Source organism: Dermacoccus abyssi (assembly GCF_003515945.1).
Taxonomy (GTDB): domain Bacteria; phylum Actinomycetota; class Actinomycetes; order Actinomycetales; family Dermatophilaceae; genus Dermacoccus; species Dermacoccus abyssi.
Genome location: NZ_QWLM01000016.1, coordinates 1 through 12996 on the forward strand (window position 1 = coordinate 1; position 12996 = coordinate 12996).

A 12996-nucleotide genomic window follows, 5' to 3' on the forward strand; every position below is an offset into this window, starting at 1 on the left:
CTCGCCCTCGGCTTCCGCAACCTCACCCACTACATCGCCCGAGCACTCCTGGAAGCCGGGGGATTCAGACCCCAACTACACCCTCATCTGTGAAGAGCCCCGTTGGCCGTACTGGGTCTCGCAATCGGGATGGTCACCACCTACCGCTGGGCCGGGTTGTACCGACGCCGATTCAGTCAATCGGTGCTCGACGAACTGCCGTATCTCGTGCTCGGAATCCTCGTCGGTTTCGGCGTCGGTGCCCTCGCGCTTCTCGTCGACGACGCCCCGACGTGCGGCGAGTTGTTCGCGGGGTTCGTGCTGACCGTGACCGTCGTCATCGCCGGACGCACGCTCGTGTACCGCCTACGTCGCCGCCGCGCGCCCCGTCACGCCCAACGTGGCGGCACCCGGGTCCTCATCGTCGGTACGGGCGCCGGAGCCCGCGAGTTGGCCCGCCGCATCACCACAAGCGGTCAAGGCGCGGCGCTCGTGGGATTCCTCGGCGCCGAGCCGGACGACGGTGCGCTCGTCGAGCAGACGATCACCGCTCCCGTCATCGGCGACTACGCCGACTTCGGCGAGGTCGTCGAGACGTTCGGCGTCAACATCGTCGTCTGCGCCTTTCCCGAACTCCAGGAGTGGCAGCTCGCACACCTGCTGCGCCGCGATGCGCCGCCCGACGTCGAGGTGTACACCGTGCCGAACGGGTACAGCATGCGTCGCTGGGGCGGGCCGTGGGCCGATCACATCCGCGGTATCCCCATCATCCCCGTCGCCCCGGCCCAGATGCGGTGGGTGGACGTCGTCAGCAAGCGGGTTCTTGACATTGTTCTGGCGCTCGTCGCGCTCGTCCTTCTCTCGCCGGTACTGCTGGCCGTGGCGCTCGCGGTGCGCATCGAGCTCGGACGCGGCGTCATCTTCCGCCAGGAGCGCATCGGCAAGGGCGGAGAAACGTTCACCATGCTCAAGTTCCGGTCCATGCACCCGGCGCGCGAGGGGGACTCGCAGACCCGCTGGAGCATCGCAGGCGATCAACGCATCGGTGCCGTCGGCCGTTTCATCCGCGCCACGTCGCTCGATGAACTGCCGCAACTGTTCAACATTCTGCGCGGCGACATGAGCTTCGTCGGCCCGCGTCCCGAGCGCCCCTACTTCGTGGAGCGCTACTCGCAGATCTACCCCGACTACGAGGACAGGCACCGCGCGCCGGCCGGGCTCACCGGCTACGCGGCGGTGCAGGGCCTGCGCGGCGACAGCGACATCGCCGAGCGGGCGCACTTCGACAACCTCTACATCGACAACTGGTCGATGTGGCAGGACCTCAAGATCATCGTGAGGACGGTGGGCAGTGTTTTCGGACGCCACGGCAGTTGACGACGACGCGCGTTTCCCACGCCCCCTGCGGGTCGGCATCGTGTTGCCGACGCGCACCCGCGGCGGCGCCGAGGTGTGGCAGGAGCGGCTCGTCCGGGAAGAGGCGACGGCGGATGTCACGGTTCTCGCACCGCATGGCAGCGACGCCCTGCGCCGCTGGCAGGAACGGTCGGCGCGCACGCTCGACCTTCGCTCGGGGCGCCGCTTCCGCGGTGCTGCGGCGAGCGTCGTCGACCTGCGTGAATACCTGCGCACCTCCCGTCCCGACGTCGTCGTCGCGCACGGCGTGAAGGCCGCGCTGCTCACCCTGACCGCGGCCGCCGGCGCCGGAGCGCGCGTCGCCTGGGTGCGCCACGACGACAGTTTCCCGCGCCTCTCGCGCATCGTGAACACGCTGGCGGACGCTCGGCTGCTGGGCTCCGAGGGGGCCCGGCTCGCAGGTGACATCCGTGCGGTTGCCATCCAGGGGCCGCTTCCCGGTGCGCCACTGACGCGGGCGGCCGCGCGGCGGACCCTCGGGTTCGACGAGGGCTCCAGCGGCATCAGGCGTGCCGTCATGGCCACGCGACTCGCGCCCTACAAGGGGGTCGATGTCGCCATCCGTGCCCTCGCGTGCCTACCGACGTGGAAGCTGCACGTCTTCGGCGTCATCGATCACGCCTACCCGCAGGAGGCCGAGCGACTCACCGCACTCGCGGAACAACTCGGCGTGGGGGAACGGTTCGTGCTTCACCCTGCCCGTGACGACGCCTGGTCCCTCCTCGGTGCCTTCGATGCTGCGCTGATGCTCACGCGCACCGACGCGGGAGCCCACCTCAGCCGCGAGGCGTTCGGGTTGACGGCGTACGAGGCGGTGCGCGCGGGAGTGCCGGTCGTCGCGGCGTCACCTGTCGCCGAACAGCTCGGCGCTGCAGGCATTCTCGTCGGCTCCGAGGACGTCGACGCCGTCGTCGCCGCTCTGCGTGAGTGCGTGCGACCCGAGCGCCGCCGTGAACTGCTCGCCGCAGGCCCCGGTGTGCTCGCGACCACCGTTCTCGAACCCGACGAAGCCGCCGACCGCTTCACCCGCCTCCTCGCGGGGACCGCCCGCCGACCGGGGGCGGGCGTGCGAGGCGCCGAGCCGATGTCGGTCGTCACGACGGTGCTCGACGAGGCCGAGGCTCTCGCGCGCCTCCTCGACGACGTGGTGCCGCTGCTCGGTCCTGACGACGAACTCGTCGTCGTGGACGGCGGCTCACGCGACGGCACGTTCGAGGTGGCGCAGGAGGCCGGCCGCCGTGATGCGCGGGTACACGTGTTGCGGGCCGAGGGCGCCGGAATATCCGAGGGCAGGAATGCCGGGATCGCCGCCGCCGCCCACGAGCTCATCGCGTGTACCGATGTAGGGTGCACACCGGCCCCGACGTGGCTCGAGGCCTTCCGCAGCGCAGCGAGCGAGCACCCCGAGGCCTACCTCTTCACGGGTGTCTACACCGCGACGGCGAGGAATGCCGTCGATGACGCGTTCGCCGCCTGCGGCTACCCGGACGTCGCTGAACTGCACCACCCGAGCGCCGGTCAGCGCCTCTACGCGCGAGCGTTCGGCCGAGCGTTCCGCCCCGAGATGCCCACGGGGCGTTCCGTCGCCTTCAGGCGAGCCGCCTGGGCCGAGGTTGGCGGTTTCCCCGAGAACCTCCCGACGGGTGAGGACGTCACGTTCGGCATGCGGATCGCGGCCCGCCACCCGGCGCTGCTCGTCGCCGATGCCGCCGTTGAATGGGAGCAACGACCGAGCGTGCGCTCCACCCTGCGCATGTACTACCGGTACGGGCAGGGCTCGGCCGACTCGGGCAACACCCGGCTCGTCGTGCGTGACGGCCTGCGTCTGCTCGCCTACGGGGGTGGCGCCGTTCTCGCGACCAGAGGGCCCCTTGCCCGAACGGCACTCGCCGTCGGTGCGGTGGGCTATCTCGGCGTGCCGGTGCGGCGCGCGCTGCGGCGTCCGCGCGGCGTTCGCGCCGCAGCGCTCGTGCCCTTCGCGACGGCGGCTCGCGATGTCGCGAAGGTGGCCGGAGCACTCGAAGGCATGACGCGCCAGGCAAAGCGGGGCGCTCACTCGTGACTCGTGCACCCGCGACGCGCAGCTCGGCGCGGCGCCTCACCGTCGGAGCGCTCACCCTGAGCGTCGGCGAAGTCGTCGGCAAGCTCGGCACCCTCGGCATGCTCGGGCTGATGGCCCGGCAGCTGGGCGCGGCCGACTTCGGCCTCTTCAGCCTCGGCCTGGGCCTCGGACTGTTGCTCGCGTCGGTCGTGACGCTCGGCTTCGACCAGCGCCTCGTGCAACTCGTCGGCGCGGAACCGGAGTCGCTCGACGCCCGCCTGTCGGCCCTGCTGACACTGCGGATGGCGCTCGCGATCACCGTCGTCACCGTGTCCGCGATCGTCCTCATGACGCTCGACGAACCGGCCGCCTCCCGCGAGGTCATCGCCGTGCTTGTGGTCGCGGGATGTAGCGACACGCTCGTCGAGGCCTTCCGTACGGCCGCGAACGTGCGTGCCGTCCAGGTCGTGCCCGCCGCGGTGCTTGTCGTGCAACGGCTGCTGGCGCTGGGCCTCGTCGCCTGGGTCCTGGCCGAGGGACACGGGGTGGTCGCGGTCGCGTGGGCCTACTGCGCCGCGTCCCTCGGGAGTCTCGTCGTCATGGCGGGGGTGAGCCGTGTCGTGGCCGACGTCCGGCCGCGGGCGGCTCTCGTCACGCGCCACCACCTCGGCGACTTCCTCCGCGCCGTGCGGGTCACCGGGATCAATGACCTCGTCTCCATGACGCTCTTCCGCCTCGACGTCGTGTTGCTGGCCGTTCTGGCCGGTGAGGTCGCCGTCGGCCACTACACCGCGGCCTACCGGCTGCTCGAGACAGTGCTCTTCGTCAGCTGGTCGCTGTGCCGCGTCGTGCAGCCGAGCCTCGCCGACACCTCGGCCCCGATTGCGTCGCGCGCGGGCATCGTGCGCGCCTGCATCGTGCTGGTCGCAGCGGTCTACGTGCCTTACACCGCGCTCCTCGTGGTGCGCGGCGAAGACCTCATGCACCTGCTGTTCGGCGCCGAGTTCGCCTCGGCCCACGTGCTGTGGGGTCTGTGCCTCGCGCCCCTCGCATTCGGACTGGCACAGGTCGGTGCCACCGCGCTACTCGCCCTGCGTCCCGATCCCGCTGTGCTGTGGGCCAGCACCGCAGCCCTCGCGACCAACGTCGGGCTCAACCTCGCGCTCATTCCCGCGTTCGGCGCCGTGGCCGCCGCCGTGACGACGAGCCTGTCCTACGTCGTCCAGGCAGGCGTGACGGTGACGGCGCTGCGCCGTGTCATGCCGGTGCGTAGCGCGACTCGGCCCCTCGCAGTCGTCGCGCTCGCCGCGTTCGTGGCGGCCGCGGTCATGCTCGTCCCCATGGCGCCGCTCGTCGCGATGGCGTTCGGCGTGGGCGTCTACGTCCTCGTGTGGGGCGTCCTGACGTCGGTGTGGGATCGCCCCACGCTCGGTTTCCTCCGCTCTCTCGCGAGGCCGGCATGAGCGCCCAGCTACGAACCCGGCGCGAGGCACGCGAACACTGCACCGCAACCCGCCTGCGCAGCCTGCTTGCCGCGGCCGTCGCGACGACCCTCGCCGTCGCACCCTGGTCGGAGCGGGCCGTGGCGCCCCTCATGGCTCTCGTCTGCGTTTTCGCCGGAGTCGTGGTGCTCTTCGAGCGTCACGTGCACGTGCCCGTAGCCCTGCGCGCGAGCGCACTCGTACCGATCGGCCAGACGCTCACGCTGCCGTACGCCCCCGACCTGCCGTGGTCCTGGCGTCTTGTGGCCATGAGCTGGATGGGGTGGATCTGCGCCCTCGGTGTCGCCCAACTCGACGCGCGTCGCCGGGCCTGCATGCTCGTCGCTGTGAGCGCGTCCGCCGCCGTCGTGGCACTCGGGTCGCTCGCAGATCTCGGCGCGCTCTCGAGCCACGAGGGCGGCGGCGTCATCAACGGCCGCCTCCAGGGGCCGCTCGCGCAGCCCAACGAACTCGGTTCGCTCATGCAGATGGCCTTGCCGTTCGTCCTCCTCACGACGTTCGCCGCCTGGGCCCCGCGTGACGGCCGCATTCGTGCCCGGACGTGGCGAGTCACGAGCGTCGTCGGCCTCGCCGGCGTCGTCGCGGCACTCGTCTTCAGCCTCTCTCGCGGTGCTTGGATCGGAACGCTCGTCACGCTCACCCTGGTGGCGCTCGTGCGTCCCGCCGCCCGCCGCGGACTCATGACGTTCGGGCTCGCGCTCGTTCTCGTGGGGGCGCTCGCAGCCGCAGCGGGGGGATCGTTCGTCAGCGCCGTCAGCGCGCGGTTCGACTCCCTCACCTCGCCGACGCGCAGTGCGTCGGACGAGCGCCCGGCGATCTGGGCGTATGCCGGCGAGCTCGTTGACGGTCGTCCGTTCACCGGGGTCGGCGTCGGTGGCCTACCGGAAACCGCCGGCGACGCAACCTTCGGCATGATGAACGTCGCGCCGCTGCACGCGCACAGCATCGTGCTCACAGCGTTGGCCGAAGGCGGACTTCTCGCACTCGCGACCCTCAGCGTGCTGCTCGTCGTCGGCGTGCGCGTACTCGCGCGCATGAACGCGCGTGGTGCGCCGGTGGTCGAGGTGGCCGCCGCAGCCGCGCTCGCCGGCGCCTTCGTGCACGGCGTCATCGACTTCCCTTGGCGCGCACCGGCACTCACCGCCACCACCTGGCTTCTTGTCGGGCTTCTCCCGGTCGGCGTGACGCGCTCGCGCCGTTCCTCGACGAAAGGAAACCCATGACCGACCATCGCGAATCGACGGACCTGCCCGCTGCGGAAACCCGCGGCTCAGGTTCGTCACCGACCTCCAGGGACGCTGATGGCGCGTCCCGCACGGGCATCGGACGATGGCGCCTGCCGCTCGCCATCGTCGTCCTCGGCACTCTGGTCGTCGCTCTGACGGCGCTGCTCCTACCGGGTCGCTACGACGCGACATCCGTCGTCGGGCTGCGCGCCGCATCCGAGAGCGGGAAGCAGGCCGACATCGCGGCCAGCGCCGACAGCCTCAAGCAGGTTGCCCAGCAAGAAGCGGTGGCGAGCGGTGCGCCCGGACACGTCGAGAGCGTCGGTCGCTCCATCCCCGTGTCGCGTGACGCGAAAGCCACGGCCAACCTCGACCCCGACTCGACGACCATCCGCATCATCGCGCAGGGCGTGAGCGCACGTGAGTCCTCGGCTCTGGCCAACGCGCTCGCCGATGACGCTGTCAAGCGCGTCGGACGTGACGGCACGGCCCGCGCGGTCGTTCTCGAACGGGCCGAGCCGACCTATGCCGAGAAGAAGCCGAACCGGCTGCTCGTGGCCGGGGCGGGGGAGGCGGCCGTCCTTGCTGCGGCAGCGCTTGCCGGCGCAGCGCGGGGGCGGCGATGAAGGGCCCCACGCCGATCGTCCTCATGTACCACGGCGTGGCCCAGGTGCCGCGCTCGCTGGACCCGGCGAACATCTTCGTGACGAAGGAAGCGATCTCCCACCAGATCGCACGCCTCACCGAGCGTCACGGGTTCCGTCCGCTGACCGAGGCGCAATACCTCGACGCGCTGGCCGGTGAGCGCCGCGTGCCCTCGAACAGCTGCCTCATCACGTTCGACGACGGCTACGCCTCCGTGCTCGACGAGGCGGCGCCGTTGCTTGCCGCCGCGCGTGTCCCGGCCATCTGTTACGTCTCACCCGGGTTGCTCGGCGCGCAGCCCGACCGCAGTGAACCGGCCGCCTCGGCCCGCCTCGATCGCGACGGCGTGCAAGCACTGCGCGAGTACGGAGTCGAGATCGGTTGCCACAGCGACCTGCACGCGTCCATGCGCGGGATGAGCGCCGAGCGGCTCAGTGCTGCGACGAGCGTCGCGCGTGAGGAGATGAAGGCGCTGTTCGGCCACACCCCGCGCACGTTCGCCTACCCCTACGGCGATCACGACGCGGCGGCGCGAGCTGCTGTGCGCGAAGCCGGCTTCGAGTGCGCCTTCGCGACCTACGAGGGATACGGACGTTTCGCCCTGCCACGGGTCGACATCAACGCCACCGACACCCCGTTCACCTTCGACCTCAAGCTGCGGCGGCTGTACCCGTTCGTCCGTCGTTCGCTGGGGCGCGTTCCCGTGGTGCGACGAGCGACGCACCACGTCGTCGGCTACGCCCCGAGGCAGCCGTGACCCGGATCCTTCACGTCACCGAATGCTTCACCACCGGAGTTTCGCGCGCCATCCGCACGATCGCGCAACTCGCGCCGGAGCACGAACACCACCTGCTGTACACCGGCCTCGACGAGCCGGGCGAGTCCACGTTCGCCTCCTGCCGCGAGCTGCCGGACGGAACCTCGGCGCGCATTCGGGCGGTGCGTGAGGTCGCCGGCGCGCTCGGTGCCGATGTTGTTCACGCACATTCGAGTTGGGCCGGCGTCTACGCGCGGGCGCTGCCGTTGTCGGCCCGCGTCGTCTACCAGCCGCACGGGTACAAGCTCTCCGACACGAGTGCGTCACGGCCGGCGCGTTTCGCTGTGGCAGCCGCCGAGAGCCTGCTGGGGCTGAGGAGCGATGCCGTCGTCGTTCTCTCACCGCAGGAGGCACGGCTCGCCCGACGGCTGACACCGAGGGCGCAGGTCGTCGTCGTGCCGAACGTGCCGACGCTGCCGGTTCGTGAGGGATCACCGGAGAGCTCGGAGGCCCCGCGGGGCGGTGGCGAGATGGCCCATCCGACGATTGTCATGAGTGGCCGGGTCAGCCGGCAGAAGGATCCGGAGTGGTTCGTCGCCGCCGTCGAGCTCGTGCGTCGAGAGCGTCCGGACGTGCGGGCGGTGTGGCTCGGCAGCGACGACGACAAGGGCTTGACCGAGCGCCTCATGGCCGCCGACGTGACGGTGACCGGTTGGGTCGACGCCGACGAGGTGCGGCGCTTGGTGGGTGCGGCGGGCGTCTATCTCCACACGGCGCGGTACGAGGGGTTCCCGCTCAGCGTTCTCGACGCGCTCGCGCTCGGTACGCCGACGCTCGTGCGTGACATCCCCGCGTTCGAGGGAACACCGCTGTGGGCCGTCGACTCACCGGCGGTGGCCGCCGATCGTGCCCTGGCCCTGCTCACCTCGCGTGAACAGCGGGAGGCCAACCGTCGTGCGGGAGCACAGCTGCTGACCACCATGTCGCCGGACGCCCAACAGGCGGCCCTGGCCCAGCTCTACGGGTGAAGTCGCACCCCGTCACGGCGAGGCGAGGCGAAACAGACCCTTGGTCTCGATAGCCTTCCGGGGTGACGAACGACGACCGCAGCGCTCCTGAGGCCCACGCGAGCGTGCTCGACACCGAGCGCGCCCAGGCCGTGCGTGACGCTGCCGCTCTTTGGCAGCGTCACCTCGTCGACCTCGGCGGACGCAACTCGCTTCTGTGGCAGCGCACCGACGACACGGTCGAGCTCGATCTCACGACGGCGCACCCGGCCGGCGTCGCGAAGTTGCTCTCCGGCCGCAACGTGCTCTTGTCCGAGATCGTGCGCGAACCCAGCGCCTACCGTGCCGCGTACGAGCGGGCCATCGCCGTGCGCGATCTCTCGCGTGAGCTGCTCGAGGAGCGCGGCATCATCAGTTGCTTCCTCGCCCTCGGGCGTGCGACCTGGCAGCTCAGCGGTGACGCCGTCCCCGCCGCCCCGATCCTCCTGCGCCAGTGCGACATCCACTTCGGTGGTCGCGACGGTGACGACCTCGTGCTCGAGGTGTCGCGCACCGTCGAACTCAACTCGGCGCTGTCGACCTATTTCGCTTCGCGCGGCATCAACATCGACCAGGACTACCTGACGTCGCTCGCGTCCGGCCCCCACGGCTTCGACCCTGCTCCGACCTACGACATGATGCGCCGGGCCGGCGCGAGCATCCCCGGCTTCCGTGTCGACGAACGTCTCGTCGTCTCGACGTTCAGCTACGCCAAGCTCTCCATGGTCCGCGACATCTCCGACCAGTCGGCGTTGCTGCACCAACACCCCGTCATCGCTGCCATGGCGGGTGACGAGCAGGCCACGTTCGACGTCGGCGCGCAGATGCCCGAACCCGGCCTCGACGCCGACCCGCGCGATGAGTTCCTCGTCCTCGACGCCGACGCGCAGCAGCAGGCGGCGATCGACGCCGTCATGGGCGGCCAGCACCTCGTGCTCATGGGCCCGCCCGGTACGGGCAAGAGCCAGACGATCGCCAACCTCGTGGCCACCCTCACCGCACACGGCCGCAGCGCTCTCTTCGTTGCGGAGAAGCGCGCTGCGATCGATGCGGTCATCGGCCGGCTCGAGGGTCTCGGGCTGCGTGACCTCATGCTCGACGCCCATGCGGGCTCCGGCACCGCAGCCGACCTCGTCGACGCTCTCGCGCGCCGCCTCGTCACAGCGCCTGCCTCGGGGGCACCGCACGTCGGTGATGCCCTTCGTTCGAGTCACGACACCGGCCCGGGCCAGGACGCTCCTGACGAGGCCGTCATCGAGACGCTCGAGGAGCACCGCTTCACCCTGCTCGAGCACGTGCGCGCGCTGCACCGCGTGCGTGACCCGTTCGGCGTCAGCGCCAACGACGCGCAGGATCGCATCGCCGAACTCAACGCCCTGCCGGTGGCGCCGCGTTCGCGCGTGCGCCTCGAAGGCGAGCCGTTGCGGCGCCTCGACGAACAGGGCCGTGACGAGGTGGGCCGCCTGCTGAGCGACCTCGCGCGCCGCAACGCCTGGCGTGACGACGGGCAGCCCGACCCCTGGTTCGGCTCGCGCGTGCGCGGGCGTGACCACATGGAGCGCGCGAAGGCACTCGTCACCCGCCTCGCCGGCGAGAACGGGAACGACGGCGATCTCGCCGCTCACCGATCCCAACTCGACGAACTCTTCACGAAGGCGGGCCTCCCGCTGCCGGAATCGGCCACGCGTGCGGCCGAGGTCCTGGATCTCATGGAACAGGTGAACAAGACGCTCGACGTCTTCACCCCCGAAATCTTCGGTGTTCCGCTCGACATCGCCGTCACGGCGAGCGCCACCCGCGCCCAGCGGAAGGAAACGGGCGAGGCTCCCGGCGTCCTCGAACGACGCCGTGTACTCAAGCAGGCCCGTGCCACGTTGCGGCCGGGACGGCCCCCGGCCGATCTGCACGCCGCGCTCGAGCGGGCGTGTGTGCAGCAGACCCGTTGGAAGGAGCTCGGCGGTACCGGGCGCCCCAACGTTCCCATCGGTACGGAGGAGGCCCGCAGCGCCCACGCCCGCCTCACCGAGGAGCTCGACTGGCTCGGTGTGCGGCTCGAGGGCACGGCGGGCGCCACCGAACTGCTCACCACACACTTCGACGAGCTCGCGGAGCGAGTTGCCGATCTTGCCGCCAATGTCGATCGACTCGAGATCGTGCCGACCGTCGGAGGCGATCTCGAGCGCCTGCGCGCCCAGGGTCTCGGCGCCGTCATCGACGACTTCGCCGCTCGCGGTCTCGGCCCTGACGCGGTCGGCCCCGAGTGGGAGTTCATGTGGTGGACGAGCGTTCTCGGTCGTGTGCGCCGTCACGACCCGGCCTACGAGCAGCACCGCGGCAACGAACTGCGTGCATCTGCGGTGAAGTTCGCCGACGCCGATCGCCAGCACCTTGCTGCAGCCCCCGAGCGTGTGCGCGCCCGCGCCTACCGACGCATCGACGCCGTCGCGGAACACTTCCCCGAGCAGGTCGAGGCGATGGAATCGGCCCTCGTCTTCGGTCATCACGCAGGCAGCGCCGACGCGCTGCGCCACGCGTTCGCCGGCGCCCCCGACCTCATGACGGCGCTCGCTCCCTGCTGGGCCATGAGCCCCCTCGTCGTTGCGCAGACACTCCCGCCGGGGCAGTGGTTCGACGTCGTCATCTTCGACGAGGCGAGCCAGATCCCGCCGGCCGAGGCGATCTCCGCCATCAGCCGTGGTGCACAGGTCGTCGTCGCCGGAGACACCCAGCAGCTTGCGCCGACGAGCTTCTTCCAGCGCACGGCCGCGGGTGAGGACACGGCACACACGGGGGAGTCTGTGCTCGACGTGCTCTCCGCACTCCTGCCGGTGCGCCACCTGCGTTGGCACTACCGCTCGCTCGACGAGCGCCTCATCGCGTTCTCCAACGACGCGGTCTACGACGGTGAACTCGTGACGTTCCCGCGGGCACGTACCGAGAACGTCCTACGCTTGCACGTCGTCGGCGCGAACGCCGTGGCCTCCGACGACCTCCCGGTCGCCGCAGCTCAGGCAGCCTCGGTCGACGAGAACGCACCGGAGGTCGCGGCCGTCGTCGATCTCGTCTCACAGCACGCCCGTCAGCGGCCCGAGGAAAGCCTCGGCGTCATCGCGCTCGGTCTCACGCACGCACGCCGCGTCGAGCGCGCCGTGGCGGCGGCAGCCCGCACCGACGAGGCGCTCGCGGCCTACCTCGAGGCGCACGTCGACGAGCCGTTCTTCGTCAAGAACCTCGAACGCGTCCAGGGTGACGAGCGCGACGCGGTGGTCCTCACCCTGGGTATTGCCCCGACGAGTGGCAGCCTCGTGCGCCGCTTCGGGGCGCTCAACCACGTGGGTGGCGAACGACGCCTCAACGTTGCCATCTCGCGCGCCCGTCGCCGCATGGATGTCGTGAGCACGTTCGCCGGCGAGGACCTGGAACCCACGACTCTGCGCTCGCGCGGGGCGACGCTGCTCCGCGATTTCCTGCTCTACGTCGCCGAGTGCGACGAGCGCCTCGAACCTCGTGCCGAGGACGTCGACGGGGTCACCGTGGTCGGCGGCAAGCGTCGCCGTGCTGCAACGTCCGGATCCGTCGCGTTGCGCCGGGTCGGGGCCGACGCGGAGATCGTGCCCGTGCCGTTCGTCGTCGAGGACTTGGCGCGGCGCCTTCGCGCCGAGGGGCTCACGGTGCACACCGGCTACGGCCATTCGCGCATGCGCGTCGACCTCGCGATCGAGCATCCGCGCGAGCCGGGGCAGATGCTGCTCGCCGTCGAGAGCGACGGCGAGCACTACGCGGCGATGAACAGCGTGCGCGAACGCGACCGGCTCCGTCCCGACGCGCTGCAGCGTCTCGGCTGGGCGCACGACAGGGTGTGGACCGTCGACCTCTTCCGTGACCCGGCGCGCGACACCGCCCGCATTGTCGAGTTGGTTCACCGTCTCGCGGCGCAGGTCGACGTCGCAGGTGAAAGCGTGCCGCAGTGACCGACGTGTCAGGGCCCGACGGCGCTGACCGCCCGAAGGCTGCGGGAGGCGAGCGCCAGGGGAGTGGGCGGCCATCGCGTCGCGGTCCTCGTCGCGCCACGGCTGCCCAGACCGGATCGGTCATGCCCGCCGCCTCCGCCACGCCGGAGGCGGATTGGGCCGAGTGGCTCGCTCGCCGGGAACCCGAGACCCAGACGCCGCCTTCGCCCGTGAGCACGGACGAATCCGAGGCGAAGGGGGCAGCCGAGAAGCCGCGCCTGAACGAGCGGGATCGGTGGTTCCTCGAGCAGCGTCCACCGCACTGGGACTGAGTGGCCCGGGCGTCGCGAGCGAGTCGCGAAACGATCCGAGCGCGCGGTCACGAGAAGGGGCGTCGACACCGTGATGGTGTCGACGCCCTTTCGCGTCAGAGG

General features: G+C 70.9%; 9 protein-coding genes. All 9 read left to right on the forward strand.

Features of this window, described 5'->3' with window-relative positions:
• Positions 1–102: 102 nt before the first annotated feature.
• Positions 103–1356 carry a sugar transferase gene (locus D1832_RS12175; protein ID WP_118914352.1) on the forward strand — a complete coding sequence of 418 codons (1254 nt, stop codon included), beginning with the start codon at positions 103–105 and terminating at the stop codon, positions 1354–1356.
• Positions 1331–3457: a glycosyltransferase gene (locus tag D1832_RS12180; protein ID WP_118914354.1), complete on the forward strand. Its 2127-nt coding sequence runs from the start codon at positions 1331–1333 to the stop codon at positions 3455–3457. The genes D1832_RS12175 and D1832_RS12180 overlap by 26 nt, the downstream gene beginning before the upstream one ends.
• Positions 3454–4899, forward strand: coding sequence for an oligosaccharide flippase family protein (locus D1832_RS12185; protein ID WP_118914356.1), 1446 nt, complete (start codon positions 3454–3456; stop codon positions 4897–4899). Before D1832_RS12180 ends, D1832_RS12185 begins: the two co-directional genes overlap by 4 nt.
• Positions 4896–6161, forward strand: coding sequence for an O-antigen ligase family protein (locus D1832_RS12190; RefSeq protein ID WP_118914357.1), 1266 nt, complete (start codon positions 4896–4898; stop codon positions 6159–6161). Before D1832_RS12185 ends, D1832_RS12190 begins: the two co-directional genes overlap by 4 nt.
• Positions 6158–6790 (forward strand): hypothetical protein, encoded by a 633-nt coding sequence (locus tag D1832_RS12195; RefSeq protein ID WP_118914359.1) that lies wholly within the window; start codon positions 6158–6160, stop codon positions 6788–6790. Before D1832_RS12190 ends, D1832_RS12195 begins: the two co-directional genes overlap by 4 nt.
• Positions 6787–7566 carry a polysaccharide deacetylase family protein gene (locus D1832_RS12200; RefSeq protein WP_118914361.1) on the forward strand — a complete coding sequence of 260 codons (780 nt, stop codon included), beginning with the start codon at positions 6787–6789 and terminating at the stop codon, positions 7564–7566. Before D1832_RS12195 ends, D1832_RS12200 begins: the two co-directional genes overlap by 4 nt.
• Complete coding sequence (locus tag D1832_RS12205) at positions 7563–8594, forward strand: glycosyltransferase family 4 protein (RefSeq protein ID WP_182434781.1); 1032 nt, start codon at positions 7563–7565, stop codon at positions 8592–8594. The genes D1832_RS12200 and D1832_RS12205 overlap by 4 nt, the downstream gene beginning before the upstream one ends.
• Before the next feature lie 62 nt (positions 8595–8656).
• The gene (locus tag D1832_RS12210) at positions 8657–12583 is read left to right on the forward strand and encodes an AAA domain-containing protein (protein ID WP_118914365.1); all 3927 of its coding nucleotides are present in this window, start codon (positions 8657–8659) and stop codon (positions 12581–12583) included.
• A gap of 122 nt (positions 12584–12705) precedes the next feature.
• Positions 12706–12894, forward strand: coding sequence for a hypothetical protein (locus tag D1832_RS12215; protein WP_118914367.1), 189 nt, complete (start codon positions 12706–12708; stop codon positions 12892–12894).
• The last annotated feature ends 102 nt before the right edge of the window (positions 12895–12996 follow it).

Excerpts from the sequence above, each read along its gene's own strand:
- D1832_RS12195 (WP_118914359.1), top strand. The coding sequence starts at position 6,158 with ATGACCGACCATCGCGAATCGACGGACCTGCCCGCTGCGGAAACCCGC.
- D1832_RS12200 (WP_118914361.1), top strand. The coding sequence starts at position 6,787 with ATGAAGGGCCCCACGCCGATCGTCCTCATGTACCACGGCGTGGCCCAG.
- D1832_RS12215 (WP_118914367.1), top strand. The coding sequence starts at position 12,706 with ATGCCCGCCGCCTCCGCCACGCCGGAGGCGGATTGGGCCGAGTGGCTC.
- D1832_RS12190 (WP_118914357.1), top strand. The coding sequence starts at position 4,896 with ATGAGCGCCCAGCTACGAACCCGGCGCGAGGCACGCGAACACTGCACC.